Annotated in this window: 13 protein-coding genes and 1 pseudogene; 9 read left to right on the forward strand and 5 right to left on the reverse strand. The window is 70.1% G+C overall.

Annotated features, from left to right (window positions below; all coding sequences use genetic code 11):
* Nucleotides 1–71 precede the first annotated feature (71 nt).
* Entirely contained in the window at nucleotides 72–599 is a 528-nt protein-coding gene (locus tag QF030_RS33130) for an isochorismatase family protein (RefSeq protein ID WP_307166242.1), read from the forward strand.
* Between the two features lie 72 nt (nucleotides 600–671).
* Here QF030_RS33130 and fdhD read toward each other — a convergent pair whose 3' ends face one another.
* The 5 genes and pseudogenes from fdhD to QF030_RS33155 all read right to left on the reverse strand — a co-directional run bounded on the left by fdhD (nucleotide 672) and on the right by QF030_RS33155 (nucleotide 7,169).
* Entirely contained in the window at nucleotides 672–1,523 is an 852-nt protein-coding gene (gene fdhD / locus QF030_RS33135; protein ID WP_307166243.1) for a formate dehydrogenase accessory sulfurtransferase FdhD, read from the reverse strand.
* A gap of 7 nt (nucleotides 1,524–1,530) precedes the next feature.
* A complete protein-coding gene (locus QF030_RS33140) occupies nucleotides 1,531–2,391 on the reverse strand; it encodes a 2Fe-2S iron-sulfur cluster-binding protein (protein ID WP_307166244.1) in 861 nt (286 codons plus the stop codon).
* Nucleotides 2,392–2,419: 28 nt separating this feature from the next.
* Nucleotides 2,420–4,243: an NAD(P)H-dependent oxidoreductase subunit E gene (locus QF030_RS33145; protein WP_307166245.1), complete on the reverse strand. Its 1,824-nt coding sequence runs from the start codon at nucleotides 4,241–4,243 to the stop codon at nucleotides 2,420–2,422.
* A gap of 4 nt (nucleotides 4,244–4,247) precedes the next feature.
* Nucleotides 4,248–6,173, reverse strand: coding sequence for a molybdopterin oxidoreductase family protein (locus QF030_RS33150; RefSeq protein ID WP_307166246.1), 1,926 nt, complete (start codon nucleotides 6,171–6,173; stop codon nucleotides 4,248–4,250).
* A 16-nt stretch (nucleotides 6,174–6,189) separates the two neighbouring features.
* Nucleotides 6,190–7,169 (reverse strand): annotated as a pseudogene (locus QF030_RS33155) (2-dehydropantoate 2-reductase).
* Nucleotides 7,170–7,493: 324 nt separating this feature from the next.
* Between QF030_RS33155 and QF030_RS33160 the strand changes: the two are divergent.
* The 8 genes from QF030_RS33160 to QF030_RS33195 all read left to right on the forward strand — a co-directional run bounded on the left by QF030_RS33160 (nucleotide 7,494) and on the right by QF030_RS33195 (nucleotide 16,156).
* Nucleotides 7,494–8,831, forward strand: coding sequence for an OFA family MFS transporter (locus QF030_RS33160; RefSeq protein WP_307166247.1), 1,338 nt, complete (start codon nucleotides 7,494–7,496; stop codon nucleotides 8,829–8,831).
* On the forward strand, nucleotides 8,797–8,934 hold the full coding sequence (locus tag QF030_RS33165; RefSeq protein WP_307166248.1) for an MFS transporter small subunit: 138 nt from the start codon (nucleotides 8,797–8,799) through the stop codon (nucleotides 8,932–8,934). Before QF030_RS33160 ends, QF030_RS33165 begins: the two co-directional genes overlap by 35 nt.
* A 190-nt stretch (nucleotides 8,935–9,124) precedes the next feature.
* Nucleotides 9,125–10,072, forward strand: a complete 948-nt coding sequence (locus QF030_RS33170) for a beta-ketoacyl-ACP synthase III (RefSeq protein ID WP_307166249.1) — start codon at nucleotides 9,125–9,127, stop codon at nucleotides 10,070–10,072.
* A gap of 228 nt (nucleotides 10,073–10,300) precedes the next feature.
* Nucleotides 10,301–10,978, forward strand: coding sequence for a GntR family transcriptional regulator (locus tag QF030_RS33175; protein ID WP_307166250.1), 678 nt, complete (start codon nucleotides 10,301–10,303; stop codon nucleotides 10,976–10,978).
* Between the two features lie 195 nt (nucleotides 10,979–11,173).
* A complete protein-coding gene (locus tag QF030_RS33180; protein WP_307167773.1) occupies nucleotides 11,174–12,355 on the forward strand; it encodes an ROK family transcriptional regulator in 1,182 nt (393 codons plus the stop codon).
* Between the two features lie 143 nt (nucleotides 12,356–12,498).
* The gene (locus QF030_RS33185) at nucleotides 12,499–14,064 is read left to right on the forward strand and encodes a sugar ABC transporter ATP-binding protein (RefSeq protein WP_307166251.1); all 1,566 of its coding nucleotides are present in this window, start codon (nucleotides 12,499–12,501) and stop codon (nucleotides 14,062–14,064) included.
* A complete protein-coding gene (locus QF030_RS33190) occupies nucleotides 14,061–15,077 on the forward strand; it encodes an ABC transporter permease (protein WP_307166252.1) in 1,017 nt (338 codons plus the stop codon). Before QF030_RS33185 ends, QF030_RS33190 begins: the two co-directional genes overlap by 4 nt.
* 17 nt (nucleotides 15,078–15,094) lie before the next feature.
* Nucleotides 15,095–16,156 (forward strand): substrate-binding domain-containing protein, encoded by a 1,062-nt coding sequence (locus tag QF030_RS33195; RefSeq protein ID WP_307166253.1) that lies wholly within the window; start codon nucleotides 15,095–15,097, stop codon nucleotides 16,154–16,156.
* The last annotated feature ends 63 nt before the right edge of the window (nucleotides 16,157–16,219 follow it).

Consider the following 16,219-nt stretch of genomic DNA (forward strand, 5'->3'; position numbering starts at 1 on the left):
GTGCGACCACTTCATGGGCAGGTTGATCCGGATTTCCGGTACGGAGGGCTGACGGCGGATAACGTTCTGTCATGACCGCAGCTCTTCCACTCGTCCCCGCGCGCAGCGCCCTCGTCCTCGTCGACCTGATGGACCGCATCGTCTCCCTGCCCCTGGAACCCCGCAAGGGAACCGACGTACTGTCCGCCGCCGAGGAGTTGGCGGCGGTGTTCCGCTCGGTCGGCGCGCTCGTCGTCCTCGTCCGCGTCGAACGTCCCGGCGTCGCCGAGCAGCCGCCCGGCAGCGGGCTGGTCCAAGGGCTGCGCCATGACGGCGACTTGGAGATCGTCAAGCGGACGATCGGCGCCTTCCACGGTACCGCCCTGGACGACCGGCTGCGCGAATACGGCGTGACCACCCTCGTGTTCGGCGGCATCGCCACCAACCTCGGTGTGGAGTCCACCGCCCGTGCCGGCGGCGACCTGGGTTACGACCTGGTCTTCGTCGAGGACGCGATGTCCGCTCTCACCAGGGCCGAACACGAGGCGTCGGTCAGGCTGGACTTCCCCCGACTGGGCACCGTGGTGCGCGCGGCCGACGTCCGGTTCACGAGCGGCTGAGGCGGGGCCCCTGCGGCGCAGGGGGCGCTCCCCGCCGGTCGGGGCCCCGCCGCCGTGCCGCGGGGAACCGGGTCAGCCCTGGGCGGCCGCGGTCCGCAGGGTGATGCGGTCCTCACCCGCGTACACGTTCATGGAGCTGCCCCGCAGGAAGCCCACCAGCGTCAGCCCGGACTCCGCGGCCAGGTCCACGGCCAGGGAGGAGGGCGCCGACACCGCCGCGAGCACCGGGATGCCCGCCATCACGGCCTTCTGCGCCAGCTCGAAGGAGGCCCGGCCCGACACCAGCAGGATCGTCCGGGACAGGGGCAGCTCCCCGTTCTGCAGGGCGCGTCCGACCAGCTTGTCGACCGCGTTGTGCCGCCCCACGTCCTCCCGCACGTCGAGCAGCTCGCCGTCCTCGGAGAACAGGGCCGCCGCGTGGAGCCCCCCGGTCCGGTCGAAGACCCGCTGGGCCGCGCGAAGCCGGTCGGGCAGGCTCGCGAGCAGTTCCGGTTCGATCCGCAGCGGGGGAGTGTCGGCGATGGGCCAGCGGGCCGTCGTGCGGACCGCGTCCAGGCTCGCCTTGCCGCACAGGCCACAGGACGAGGTGGTGTAGACGTTCCGCTCGAGGGTGATGTCGGGCATCGTCACGCCGGGGGCCGTCCGGACGTCCACCACGTTGTAGGTGTTGGATCCTCCCTCGCCCGTCGCGCCCGCGCAGTAGACGATGTTCAGCAGATCGGATGCGGCGGCCAGTACGCCTTCGCTGACCAGGAAGCCGGCCGCCAGCGGGAAGTCGTCACCGGGTGTGCGCATGGTGATGGCCAGCGGCTTGCCGTTGAGCCGGATCTCCAGTGGCTCCTCGGCGACCAGGGTGTCCGGCCGGGCGGAGACCACCCCGTCCCTGATGCGGACCACCTTGCGTCGTTCGGTGACTCGTCCCATGTCGTGATCAGCCCCGGTTCTGTACGTGCTGGTAGCCGAAGCGGCCCTTGATGCAAAGGTTCCCGTGGGTCACGGGATTGTCGTGCGGTGAGGTCACCTTCACGATGTCATTGTCCTGCACATGGAGCGTGAGGTTGCAGCCAACTCCGCAGTAGGCGCATACGGTGGTGGTGCGCGTCTGTGCCGATTCGTCCCATTCCCCGGCCGCTCGCCGGTCGAACTCGGACTTGAACGACAACGCTCCCGTCGGGCACACCTCGATGCAGTTTCCGCAGTACACGCAGGCCGAGTCGGTCAGCGGAGCGTCGTGCTCGACGGCGATCCGGGCGTCGAAACCACGCCCCGAGACGGAGATCGCGAAGGTGTTCTGCCACTGGTCACCGCAGGCGTCCACGCACTTGTAGCAGAGGATGCACTTGTCGTAATCACGTACGTACAGCTCGTTGTCGATCTTCGGTTCCTCGTTCAGCCGGGCCGCGTCGGGGCCGAAGCGATCGGGTTTCGCGTCGTACTCCTTGATCCATTCCGCGACCATCGGTGTCGTGGACAGGTCGACCGAGGACGCGAGCAGCTCGAGAACGATCTTCCGGCTGTGCCGGGCGCGCTCGGTGCCGGTGCGGACCTCCATGCCGGCCTCCGCCCGGCGGGAGCACGCCGGCACCAGCGTCCGGGAGCCCTCGACCTCCACGACGCAGACCCGGCAGGCGTTCTTCGGGGTGAGCGTGTCGCCCTCGCACAGGGTCGGGACGTCCTTCCCGGCGGCCCGGCAGGCGTCCAGGATCGTCGACCCCTCGGGGACCCTCGCCTCCTGCCCGTCGATCGTGAACTCCACGAGCCGACGCGGCACGCCCAGCGGGATCGCGGTCATACGGCGGCTCCTGTGCGGACGGTCGCGGTCATTCGTACGCCCCCAGACGGTCGATGGCGGATTCCACGGCGTTCCAGGCGGTCTGGCCCAGACCGCAGATCGAGGCGTCGCGCATCGCGCGGCCGACCTCGCGCAGGAGGGCGATGTCGTCGGCGGCGTCGGTGCCGGTCCGCTCCACGATCCGATGCAGCGCCTCCTCCTGCCGCACGGTCCCGACCCGGCAGGGCACGCACTGCCCGCACGACTCGTCCCGGAAGAACTCGGCGATGCGCACCAGGAGTCGGGGCATCGGGACGGTGTCGTCGAAGGCCATCACGACCCCCGAACCGAGCGTCGTGCCCGCCTCCCGGGTGCCCTCGAAAGTCAGCGGGACGTCCAGTTCGTCCGGCCGTACGAAGCCGCCGGCCGCGCCGCCGAGCAGCACGGCACGCAGGTTCTCGCGGAGCCCGGCGAGGGTGAGGAGTTCGCCCAGCGTCGCACCGAAGGGCAGTTCGTACACGCCGGGGCGCTCGACCGTGCCCGACACGCAGAACAGCTTGGGGCCGGTGGACCCGGGCGTGCCGATCGCCGCGTAGGCCGGGGCGCCCATGGTGAGGATCGGCAGGACGTTGACGAGCGTCTCCACGTTGTTCTCGACCGTCGGCCTGCCGAACAGGCCCTTCTCCACGGGGAACGGCGGTTTCGAGCGGGGCTCGCCCCGGTATCCCTCGATGGAGTTGAACAGGGCCGTCTCCTCGCCGCAGATGTAGGCGCCGGCGCCCCGTCGGATCTCGATGTCGAAGGCGTAGCCCTGGCCGAGGACGTCGTCGCCGAGCAGACCGCGAGCGCGTGCGCAGTCGACGGCATGTCGCATACGGCGCAGGGCGCGCGGATACTCGCCGCGCACGTACAGGTACCCCTTGTGCGCGCCGACCGCGTACGCCGCGACCGTCATCGCCTCGACCAGCGCGTACGGGTCGCCCTCCATGAGCACCCGGTCCTTGAAGGTGCCGGGCTCGGACTCGTCGGCGTTGCACACCAGGTAGTGCGGACCGTCCGGCTGGGACGCCGTGGCCCGCCACTTGCGGCCGGTGGGGAAGGCGGCGCCGCCGCGACCGAGCAGGCCGGAGTCGGTCACCTCGCGGATCACCTCGGAGGGACCGAGAGCGAAGGCACGGCGCAGGGCCGTGTAGCCGCCGTGAGCGCGGTAGTCGTCGAGCGACGACGGATCCACCACGCCGATGCGGCGCAGCAGGATCAGCGACGCGTCACCTGCCTGAGGCACCGCCCCCGCCGCAGGCCGCTCCTCGGGCGCCGAGCCGGGAGCGCTCGCGGCGAGTACGGCCGTCTCCACGTCCGCCGGCGCCGACAACGCCGTACGCACCGGATCTCCGGCCCTGACCGCGAGCACCGCCGGGGCCCGCTCGCACAGGCCGAGGCAGGGACTGCGCTCGACGGACACCCCGCTGTCCGAGCCCAGGCGTGACGCGATCCCGGCACACAGTCCGGCGGCGCCCGCGGCGGCGCAGGCGAGGTCCGTGCACACCTGGAGCACGGTGGCCGGCCGCGGCTCGACCGAGAACATCGCGTAGAAGGTGGCGACGCCGTACGCCTCCGCAGGAGGCACGGTCAGCCGACGGCACAGATAGCCGAGTGCGCCCTCGCTGATCCAGCCGATCCGGTCGTTGATCGCGTGCAGCCCCGGCAGCAGCAGGTCGCGGCGGTTCCGGGCCTCGCGTCCGCCGCGCGCCCACCGCAGGTCCGCGTCGCAACGGTCGGCGCCCTCCCACGAGGACTCGGGTGGGCCGAACAGGGCGTCCACGGCCGCCCGTTCGTCGTCCGTCGGTTTGCTGTCGCCGAAGTGCAGGTCCACGACATCACCTCACGTAGGTCGGGGCCGGAAGCTTCTCGATCCGGATCGCCGACGCCTTGAACTCCGCCGTCCCCGCGATCGGGCAGTTCGCCTCGATCGTCAGCTGGTTGGTGTCCACCTCGTCGGGAAAGTGCATGGTCATGAAGGCGAGCCCGGGCCGCAGGGCGGTGTCGATCCACACCGGCGCGACCACGGATCCGCGCCGCGAACTCACCCGGACCTCCTCGCCGACGACGACCCCGTGGTGCTCGGCGTCCTCCGGGCACAGTTCGACGTACTCCCCGCGCCGCAGCGGCGAGGCGAAACTCCCGCTCTGCACACCGGTGTTGTAGGAGTCGAGTCGCCGCCCGGTCGTCAGCCGGATCGGGTACTCCTCGTCCGTCAGGTCGACCGGCGGGTCGTGCTGGACGATCCCGAACGGGGCGAGCCTGCCACGCCGTTCAGGCTCCGCCTCCCACAACCGGCCGTGCAGGTAAGCGGGTTCGAGTCCGTCAGTGCTCGGACACGGCCACTGGATGCCCTGATGCCTCTCCAGCCGGTCGTACGTCATTCCGTAGTGGTCCGGGGACACCGACCTGAGCTCGTTCCAGACGGCCTCGGCGTCGGCGTACTTCCACTCGTGGCCGAGCCGCGTCGCCAGGTCGCAGAGGATGTCGATGTCCTCGCGCGCCTCGCCCGGCGGCGTCACGGCCCGCCGCACCCGCTGCACCCGCCTTTCGCTGTTGGTGGTCGTGCCGTCGGTCTCCGCCCAGCCGGCCGTGGCGGGCAGCACCACGTCCGCCAACTCGGCGGTCTTCGTCAGGAAGATGTCCTGTACCACGAGGAAGTCGAGGGAGCGCATCCGACGTACGGCCTGCTCGCCGTCCGCCTCGGACTGGGCGGGGTTCTCGCCGATGCAGTAGACCGCCTTCAGCGAGCCCTCCTCCATCGCCTCGAACATCTCCGTGAGGTTCAGTCCGTAGTGCGGCTGGACGACCGTGTCCCAGGCCGACTCGAACCTCAGCCGGGCAGCGGGGTCGAGGATGTCCTGGAACCCGGGGAGCCGGTTGGGGATCGCGCCCATGTCACCGCCCCCCTGCACGTTGTTCTGCCCGCGCAGGGGCTGAAGGCCGGAGCCGTAGCGGCCCACGTGCCCGGTGAGCAACGAGAGGTTGATGAGCGCCCGTACGTTGTCCGTGCCGTTGTGGTGCTCGGTGATGCCGAGCGTCCAGCACAGCTGGGCACGTTCGGCACGGGCGTAGGCGTGCGCCAGCTCCTTGATGGCGGCAGCCGGTACGCCCGTCACCTTCTCCGCGAGGGACAGTGTCCAGGGCTCCACGAGTGCCCTGTACGCCTCGAAGTCGCCGGTCGCGCGTTTCACGAAGGCCTCGTTGGCGAGACCGGCGTGGATGATCTCGCGGCCGATCGCGTGGGCCATCGGGATGTCCGTGCCGACGTTGAGGCCGAGCCAGCCGTCCGCCCACTCGGCGGTGGACGTCCGGCGCGGGTCGACGGCGTACATCCGGGCGCCGTTCCTGATCCCCTTCAGCACGTGCTGGAAGAAGATCGGATGCGCGAAACGCGCGTTGGACCCCCACATCACGATGACGTCGGTGTGCTCGATCTCCTCGTACGACGACGTCCCGCCGCCGGAGCCGAAGGCCGCCGTCAGGCCGGCGACGCTCGGGGCGTGGCAGGTCCGGTTGCACGAGTCGACGTTGTTGGTGCCCATGACGACCCGGGCGAACTTCTGCGCCACGTAGTTCATCTCGTTGGTGGCGCGGGCGCAGGAGAACAGGCCGAACGCGCCGCGGTTGCGCCGCAGGCCCCGCGCGGTGCGCTCCAGGGCCTCCTCCCAACTCGTCTCTCGGAAAGGCTCGTTGCGCGAGTCCCTGATGAGCGGTCGGGTGAGCCGGGTGTAGGTCTTCGGGGTCCGGTCGCGTTTCCTCATGCGTGCTCTCCAGCGATCATGCGGCGCTCCTCAGTGCGAGCAGGTCCGAGATGGCGTACACGGTGCGCAGGGTGGGCACGTCCACGCCGGTGATCTCCGCCAACTCGACGACGGCCGCCAGGAGGACGTCGAGTTCGAGCGGCTTGCCGCGCTCCAGGTCCTGGAGCGTGGAGGTGCGGTGGTCGCCGACCTTCTCCGCGCCCGCGAGCCGACGTTCGATGGAGACGCCCACCTCGCAGCCCAGGGCCTCGGCGACCGCGAGCGTCTCGCGCATCATCATCTCGATGACCCGGCGGGTACCGCCGTGCAGACACATCTGCCGCATGGTGGCGCGGGCCAGCGCGCTGATCGGATTGAACGAGATGTTGCCCAGCAGCTTGAGCCAGATGTCGTTGCGCAGCCCCGGTTCCACGGGGCACTTCAGTCCCCCGGCCTGCATGGCCTCGCTGATGGCCAGGCAGCGGGCCGAGACGCTGCGGTCGGGCTCGCCGACGGAGAACCTGGTTCCTTCCAGGTGACGTACGACGCCCGGCGCTTCGAGCTCGGTGGCCGCGTAGACCACACAGCCGACGGCCCGTTCGGGCGCGAGTACCGCGCTGACCGCGCCGTCCGGGTCCACGCTCTCGACGCGCAGTCCGTCGTACGGGCCGCCGTGGCGGTGGAAGTACCACCAGGGGATGCCGTTCTGTGCGGCGACCACCGCGGTGGAGTCGTGCAGCAGAGGCGCGATCAGCGGCCCGCACGCCGCGTACGAGTTCGCCTTGAGACCCAGGAAGACGAAGTCGACCGGGCCGATCTCGCCCGGGTCGTCGGTGGCGTGGGCGCGGGCGGTGAAGTCGCCGCGCTGACTGAGCACCCGCACCCCGTCCCGCCTTTTTTCCTCATGGCCGTGAGATGCGGTCCACGGGCGACGAGATGCACGTCGGCGCCGGCGCGGTGAAGCGCCGCACCGACGTAGGCGCCGATCGCACCGGCGCCGAGAACTGCGACTTTCATTGCGAGGGAGCTCCGTTCGGTCGGGGGTACCGAGGAACTGTCGAATCCTGTCGACGAAATATTGTCTACAGTATGGAAGTTGGGGCGGCAAGGGTTCGCGCAGCGTCCGGGACGTTCTCGGCGATCCGCGTCCCGGCCGGTCCCAGAGGGACGCGGCGCGCCGCGGCCCAGAGGTACGTGAACCGGCCTGGTCCGGAGCGGACGCGGAAGCGGTTACCAAAACCGGTCGGTCCGACCGTTCGGCGCAGCCTGGATACCGTTCACCGCATACCGGCGACGCGCCGCCTTTCCAAGGCCCGCGCCGGTTCCTACCGTTCAGGACTCATGAGTCCCCCCGTCGCACCGGCCGGCTGGAGCCGCTGGCTCGTCCCCCCGGCCGCCCTCTCGGTCCATCTCTCCATCGGCCAGGCCTACGCGTGGTCCGTGTTCAAGCCGCCGCTCGAATCCGCGCTCGGGCTCAGCGGAACCCAGAGCGCGCTGCCGTTCCAGCTCGCCATCGTCATGCTCGGCCTGTCCGCGGCCTTCGGCGGCACACTGGTCGAGCGCAACGGGCCGCGCTGGGCGATGACCGTCGCCCTGGTCTGCTTCTCGTCCGGCTTCCTGATCTCCGCACTCGGAGCCGCCACCGAACAGTTTTGGCTGATCGTGCTCGGCTACGGTTTCGTCGGTGGAATCGGTCTCGGTATCGGTTACATCTCGCCCGTCTCCACCTTGATCAAGTGGTTCCCGGACCGGCCCGGAATGGCCACCGGCATCGCCATCATGGGCTTCGGCGGCGGCGCGCTCATCGCTTCGCCCTGGTCGGCGCAGATGCTGGAGTCGTTCGGTTCCGACAGTTCCGGGATAGCCCTCGCGTTCCTCGTGCACGGGCTGTCGTATGCCGTATTCATGACGCTGGGCGTCCTGCTGGTGCGGGTACCGCGCGGCGCGCGTCCGGTCGCGGGCGCGCCCGGCGCCGTCGAGGGCGTGCAGGTCTCGGCGAGCAGGGCGGTGCGCACTCCGCAGTTCTGGTGCCTGTGGGTCGTGCTCTGCATGAACGTGACCGCGGGCATCGGCATCCTGGAGAAGGCCGCCCCGATGATCAGGGACTTCTTCGCCGACACCGCCACCCCGGTCTCGGTGTCGGCGGCCGCGGGCTTCGTCGCTCTGCTGTCCGCGGCGAACATGGCGGGCCGGATCGGTTGGTCGTCGACCTCCGACCTGATCGGACGCAAGAACGTCTACCGGGTGTACCTGGGCGTCGGCGCCCTGATGTACGCCCTCATCGCGCTGATCGGTGACTCGTCGAAACCGCTGTTCGTGCTGTGCGCCCTGGTCATCCTCTCCTTCTACGGCGGCGGCTTCGCGACGATCCCCGCCTACCTCAAGGACCTGTTCGGCGCCTACCAGGTCGGCGCGATCCACGGACGGCTGCTCACCGCCTGGTCCACCGCCGGCGTGCTCGGTCCGCTGATCGTGAACTGGATCGCCGACCGGCAGGAGGACGCCGGAAAGCACGGCTCGTCCCTGTACACACTGTCACTGTTCATCATGATCGGGCTGCTGGCCCTCGGCTTCGTCGCCAATGAGCTCGTCCGGCCCGTTCACGCCCGCCACCACCACGTGCCCGCCCAGAGGGAGGCCGCCGATGTCGAACGACAACAGCCCGAGTCCGCAGCCTGACCGGCGGCCGCTGATCGCCTTCGCCTGGCTGTGGGTGGGGGCACCGCTCGTCTACGGGCTGTACGAGCTGGTACGGAAGGCGACGCAGCTGTTCACCGGGTAACCGGGTAGCGGTGTGTTCCGGGGGGCCGGTGTCCGGCGGTAGGCGTTCGGCGGCTGCTCGGGCGTCCGAGGGCTATGGGGAAGCCGACAACCCGGGAACCGGTTTCCTGTCGCTTCACGCGCCCTCGTACCCGTGAGTCACTGATCAGACTGGTGGATCCCGCTACCCAAGGCAACGAGGGGACCCCCCAATGAACGGCTCGCGCATCGCCGCCGTCGGCCACTACCAGCCCGCCAAGGTGCTCACCAACGAGGATCTGGCGGGCCTGGTCGACACCAGTGACGAGTGGATCAGGAGCCGGGTGGGCATCCGTACGCGCCACATCGCAGGCCCCGACGAGCCGGTGGACGAGCTGGCCGCGCACGCCGCCGCCAAGGCGCTCGCGGCGGCCGGCCTCGCGCCGGGCGACATCGACCTGGTGCTGGTCGCGACCTCCACGGCCGTCGACCGCTCGCCGAACATGGCAGCCCGGGTCGCCGCCCGCCTCGGCATCCCGCGGCCCGCCGCGATGGACGTCAACGTCGTCTGCGCCGGTTTCACCCACGCGCTGGCCACCGCCGACCACACCGTCCGCGCGGGAGCCGCGACGCGTGCCCTGGTCATCGGCGCCGACAAGATGTCCGAGGTGACCGACTGGAGCGACCGCACCACCTGCGTGCTCGTGGGCGACGGAGCGGGCGCCGCCGTGGTCGAGGCCTGTCCCGACGGCGTGGAGCCCGGCATCTCGCCGGTGCTGTGGGGCTCGCTGCCCGAGATGGGACACGCGGTGCGCATCGAGGGGCAGCCGGCCCGGTTCGCGCAGGAGGGGCAGAGCGTCTACCGCTGGGCCACCACCCAGCTGCCGCCGCTGGCGCGACAGGCCTGCGAACGGGCGGGCCTCACCCCCGCGGACCTCGCCGCCGTCGTCCTGCACCAGGCGAACCTGCGCATCATCGAACCCCTCGCGCAGAAGATCGGCGCCGTCAACGCGGTGGTCGCGCGTGACGTCACCGAATCGGGTAACACCTCCGCCGCCAGCATCCCGCTCGCCTTCTCCAAGCTCGTCGAGCAGGGCGCGGTCTCCGCGGGGGACCCGGTACTGCTGTTCGGCTTCGGCGGCAACCTGTCGTACGCGGGGCAGGTCGTGCGCTGCCCGTGAGCGAGGGGCGGAACGCCGTCGCGGACGGATTTCCGCGGGTGGGGCGCGGCGTAGTGTGACGCGATCGACTGTGCCCGGCTCTGGCTACTGTGCGCCGTAGACTGTAGACGAAAGACAATCGATACTCGGCTGTGGACAGTCGACCGGCTGCGGACAGCCGAGTACGTCAATCGACAGGTGGCTTTCCGGTTGCAGTTGCCCGGTGTTGCCCAGGAGGGGGACCGACCGATGTTGTCGACAGGACTGCCGCAGGGCACGGTGCCCAGGCTCGAACGCCCCGGCCCACTGCGCGACCGCGTCTACGAGGCCCTGCTCGAACTCATCACCACCCGCGCCCTCCAGCCCGGCCAGCACCTCGTCGAGAGCGAACTCGCCACGCACCTCGGCGTCTCACGGCAGCCGGTGCGCGAGGCGCTCCAGCGGCTCAACACCGAGGGCTGGGTGGACCTCAGGCCCGCCCAGGGCGCGTTCGTGCACGAGCCGACCGAGGACGAGGCGGATCAACTCCTGACCGTCCGCACACTGCTGGAGGCGGAAGCCGCGCGGCTCGCCGCGGCGCGCGCGGACAAGGCCGGCATCGAGGCCCTGGACGAGATCCTGGCCCAGGGCATGCACGCCGTGGCGAGTGACGACGTGGACTCCGCGGTCGCCCTGAACGCCCGCTTCCACGCCAAGGTCATCGAGCTCGCGGGCAACGCGGTGCTCGCCGAACTTGCGGCCCAGGTGGACCGGCGGGTGCGCTGGTACTACACCCCGATCGCCCGGCAGCGGGGCAGCCAGTCCTGGATCGAGCACCGCGACCTGATCGCGGCGATCGCCGCCCACAACGAACAGACGGCCACCCGGCTGATGCGTGAACACACCGAGCACACCCGGCGCTCGTACCACGACCGCCCCGCGTCCTGAGCTCTCCGAGATCCGCGGCTTCACCGGGCCTCTACCGGTTTCGGGTGCGTCGGTTCCGTCCTTTGTCCTGTGAGTGGAGAAAGTTGACGGCAATCCGTGCACAGCTTCTTCCCAGCTTCGGCAGGCGCTGCTACGTTCCCTTCGAAAGCCCGACACTGGTGGCCGAACTGAGGCGGGGAGGGGCTCGTGAGACGTATGACGGCACGACCCGCGAACGCTCATCAGGCCCGTCTGCTCAAGTTGCTCCGGGACGGCGGCCCCAACTCCCGTGCCCAACTGGGTGACCGGATCGACCTGTCGCGGTCCAAGCTGGCCGTGGAGGTGGACCGGCTCCTGGACACGGGGCTGGTCGTGGCCGACGGACTCGCCGCCTCGCGAGGCGGCCGCCGCTCCCACAACGTCCGGCTCAACCCCGGGCTGCGCTTCCTCGGCGTCGACATCGGCGCGACCTCGGTCGACGTCGCCGTCACCAACGCCGAACTGGAGACTCTCGGACACCTCAACCAGCCCCTCGACGTACGTGAGGGTCCGGTCGCGGTCTTCGAGCAAGTCCTGGCGATGGCCGCCAAGTTGAGGGCGACGGGACTGGCCGAGGGCTTCGACGGCGCCGGCATCGGTGTACCCGGGCCGGTTCGTTTCCCCGAAGGCGTGCCGGTGGCGCCGCCGATCATGCCCGGCTGGGACGGCTTCCCCGTGCGGGAGGCGCTCAGCCAGGAGCTCGGCTGCCCGGTGATGGTCGACAACGACGTGAACCTCATGGCGATGGGGGAGCAGCACGCGGGCGTCGCCCGCACCGTCGCCGACTTCCTCTGCGTCAAGATCGGCACCGGGATCGGCTGCGGCATCGTCGTCGGCGGCCAGGTCTACCGCGGTACGACCGGCAGCGCGGGCGACATCGGGCACATCCAGGCCGTGCCCGACGGCCGTCCGTGCGCCTGCGGCAACCGGGGGTGTCTGGAGGCCCACTTCAGCGGCGCGGCGCTGGCCCGGGACGCGCTGGAAGCGGCCCAGCAGGGCCTTTCGGCGGAACTCGCGGCCCGGCTGGCGTCGCACGGCGGCCTCACCGCCCTCGATGTCGCCGCCGCGGCGGCCGCGGGAGACGCCACCTCCCTGGAGATGATCCGGGAGGGCGGCAACCGTGTCGGCCAGGTCATCGCGTCACTCGTCTCGTTCTTCAACCCCGGCCTGGTGGTGATCGGCGGTGGGGTGACCGGTCTCGGTCACACCCTGCTCGCCGCGATCCGCACTCAGGTGTACCGCCAGTCGCTGCCCCTGGCGACCGGCAACCTCCCCATTGTCCTGGGAGAGTTGGGCCCCACCGCCGGTGTCATCGGCGCGGCCCGGCTGATCAGCGACCATCTGTTCTCGCCCGCGTAACCGCTACCCGGCACGGTCACACCAGCACAGCGTGTCGCTCCGCCCTGCCCGCTCCGTCCCGCACCGCTCCGCCCTGCTCTGCCTGAGAACAACGACTTGTTCTGCCCTGACTCCGGCCCGCACGTCCGCCGAGGGGAACCCACATGGCAACGGAACCACCCCTGCTCAGCATGTCCGGCATCACCAAGTCCTTCCCCGGAGTACGGGCGTTGGACGGCGTCGACCTCGCCGTCCAGGCCGGTGAGGTGCACTGCCTGCTCGGCCAGAACGGCGCCGGCAAGTCCACCCTCATCAAGGTTCTGGCCGGTGCGCACCAGCCCGACGACGGCGTCATCCGCTGGCAGGGCGGGCCCGTCACCCTGCGCTCCCCGATCGCCGCCATGCGCCTCGGCATCGCCACCATCTACCAGGAACTCGACCTGGTGGAGCATCTGTCGGTGGCGGAGAACGTCCACTTGGGACATGAACCCACGGCCGCCGGATTCGTCGTACGGGGCAAGGCGGCACGCGCCTCTACGGCGGCGTTGCTGAAACGGCTCGGGCACGCCGAGATCGAACCGACCCGGCTGGTGGGGGAGTTGTCGGCGGCTCAGCAACAGATCGTGTCCATGGCGCGGGCGCTCTCCCACGATGTACGGCTCATCGTGATGGACGAACCGTCCGCCGCGCTCGACCCCGACGAGGTCGACAACCTGTTCCGGATCGTCGGCGACCTGACCGCCGACGGAGTGGCCGTCGTCTACATCTCGCACCGGCTGGAGGAGATCCGCCGCATCGGGGACCGCGTGACCGTGCTCAAGGACGGCCGTGCGGTGGCCGGTGGGCTTCCGGCGAAGACGACGCCGACCCGCGAGGTCGTCGCGTTGATGACGGGGCGCAACGTCGAGTACGCCTTCCCCGAGCGGCCGTCGGGCGGCGTGACCGGGGCGACGGACGGTGCCGGGGACGTGGCCGGCGGCGGGTCCGCGGGCGGGACGCCGCTGCTGGAGGTGCGAGGACTCGCCAGGGACGGTGAGTTCGCCCCCCTCGACCTGAGCGTGCGGCCCGGAGAGATCGTCGGCCTTGCCGGACTGGTCGGCTCGGGGCGCTCGGAGATCCTGGAGACGATCTACGGAGCCCGGAGGCCGAGCGGCGGTCACGTCCTCGTCGGAGGACGGCCCTTGCGTCCCGGCAGCGTGCGTGCGGCCGTACGGGCCGGACTGGGGCTCGCTCCCGAGGAACGCAAGGCACAGGCCCTGCTGATGCTGGAGTCCGTCACCCGCAATGTCTCCGTCGCCTCGATGTCCCGCTTCTCGCGCGGGGGTTGGATCGACCGGCGAGCGGAACGGGGGGCGGCCCGGGCCGCGACGCGCGAGCTGTCACTGCGCCCCGACGATCCGTCCGCCCCCGTGCGCACGCTCTCCGGCGGCAACCAGCAGAAGGCGGTCCTGGCCCGCTGGCTGCTGCGCGGCTGCCGGGTCCTGCTCCTCGACGAGCCGACGCGCGGCGTCGACGTCGGTGCCCGCGCCGAACTGTACGCAGTCGTCCGTCGACTGGCCGACGAAGGCCTCGCCGTGCTGCTGGTCTCCAGTGAGGTGCCCGAGGTCCTCGGCCTCGCCGACCGTGTGCTGGTGCTCCGCGAAGGCCGCGTCGTCCACACGGCCCCGGCCCGTGAACTGGACGAACACCGCGTACTCGATCTCGTCATGGAAGGAAGCCCGGCGTCATGACGCAGCCCGTCTCCCCACCGCGGGACAGCACCGACAAGGTGCCGCAGATCCCGCTCCCCGCCTGGCGCACCGTGATGGTCCGCGCCGACCTCCGCACCCTCTCGCTGCTCGGTGTGCTCACCGCGCTCATCGTGATCGGGGGGATCACCAAACCCGACGAGTTCCTCGACACCCGCAACCTCCAACTCGTCCTCACCCAGGCGTCCGTGATCGGCGTCGTCACCGTCGGCATGACCTTCGTCATCACCTCCGGGGGCATCGACCTCTCGGTCGGCGCGATCGTCGCGCTGGCATCGGTGTGGGCGACCACCGTCGCCACCCAGGAATACGGTTTCGCGGGCATTCTCTTCACGGCGATGATCGTCGGAGTGGGCTGCGGCCTGGTCAACGGCCTGCTCATCGCGTACGGCGGCATGGTGCCGTTCATCGCGACACTCGCCATGCTGGCCTCCGCACGCGGACTGGCCCTCCAGCTCACGGACGGCCGGACGCAGATCGTGACCGTGGACGGCGTCCTCGATCTGGGCGAGCGTGACGCCTATGTGCTCGGCGTGCCGCCGCTCGTGATCGTCTTCGCGATCGTGACGGTGATCGGCTGGTTGGTGCTGAACCGCACCACGTTCGGTCGCCGCACGGTGGCCGTCGGCGGCAACGCGGAGGCCGCCAGGCTCGCCGGCATCGACGTACGCCGCCAGCGGCTGTATCTCTACCTGCTGTCCGGGCTGTGCTGCGGTATCGCCGCCTTCCTGCTGATCATCCTGTCCGGCTCGGGACAGAACACCAACGGCAACCTCTACGAACTCGACGCCATCGCCGCCGCGATCATCGGCGGCACGCTGCTCACCGGGGGGCGCGGCACCATCACCGGCTCCGTGCTCGGCGTACTGATCTTCACCACGATCACCAACATCTTCGCCCTGAACAACCTGCAGAGCGACGTCCAGCAGATCGCCAAGGGCGCGATCATCGTCGCCGCCGTGCTGGTCCAGCGCCGTACCGCGAGCACGACCTGAGGAAAGGGTTCACCGTCATGCCAGAGCCGACACCGTTCACGAACCGCTTCACCAGTCGCAGAGGAATGCTCTTCGGAGCCGCCGCCGTCTCGGCCGGGACCCTCCTCGTGGGTTGCACCAGCAATGATTCCAAGGACGAGGAACCGGCCGCGAACGACCAGCCGGCCGCCGATGACAAGCCCGGCAAGCAGGTCACCATCGGCTTCGCCGGACCGCAGGCGGACCACGGCTGGCTCAACGCCATCAACGACAACGCGGAGAGCCGCGCGAAGAAGTACTCCGACGTGACGCTGGAGATCACCGAGGGGTCGAACGACACCGCCCAGCAGATCGGCCAGATCGAGACCCTCATCAACAAGAAGGTCGACGTCCTGGTGGTGCTGCCCGCCGACGGCAAGGCCCTCACCCAGGTCGGCCTGAAGGCGATGCGCGCGGGCATCCCCGTGGTCAACCTCGACCGGATATTCAACACGCCCCAGGCGTACCGGTGCTGGGTCGGCGGCGACAACTACGGAATGGGTCTCAACGCCGGGCACTACATCGGGGAGAAACTCAAGGGAAAGTCCGACGCCCGCGTGATCGAACTGGCCGGACTGGACAACCTGGAACTCACCAAGCAGCGCACTCAGGGCTTCGACGACGCGCTGAAGAACTACCCCAACGTCAAGAAGGTCGCCCGGCAGGCCGCCGAGTTCACGGTCGAGTCCGGCCAGGCCAAGATGGCTCAACTCCTGCAAGCGCAACCCAGGTTCGATGCCCTGTGGAACCACGACGACGACCAGGGTGTGGGTGCGCTGCGCGCCATCGAGCAGGCCGGACGCGACGGCTTCCTGATGGTCGGCGGCGCGGGCGCCCTGGCCGCCTTCCAGGCGATCAAGCAGGACAACGGTGTCCTGAAGGCAACCGTTCTCTACCCACCGACCATGGCCGCCTCCGCCATCGATCTCGCCCGCGCACTCGGCCAGGGCAAGGGCGTCGGCGGTCTCGCCGAGTACGAGATCCCCGCCTCGATCACCCTCTACTCGGCGGTCGTCGACAAGACCAACGTCGACCAGTACATGCCCACCGGCTTCAAGTAGGGCGTGCTCCGCCCGGGGGGACGGTCGCATGCCACCGGTTCGGTTCGGCCGCTGCTCACGGGC

The sequence above is a fragment of the Streptomyces rishiriensis genome, from assembly GCF_030815485.1.
In the GTDB taxonomy this organism is placed as follows: domain Bacteria; phylum Actinomycetota; class Actinomycetes; order Streptomycetales; family Streptomycetaceae; genus Streptomyces; species Streptomyces rishiriensis_A.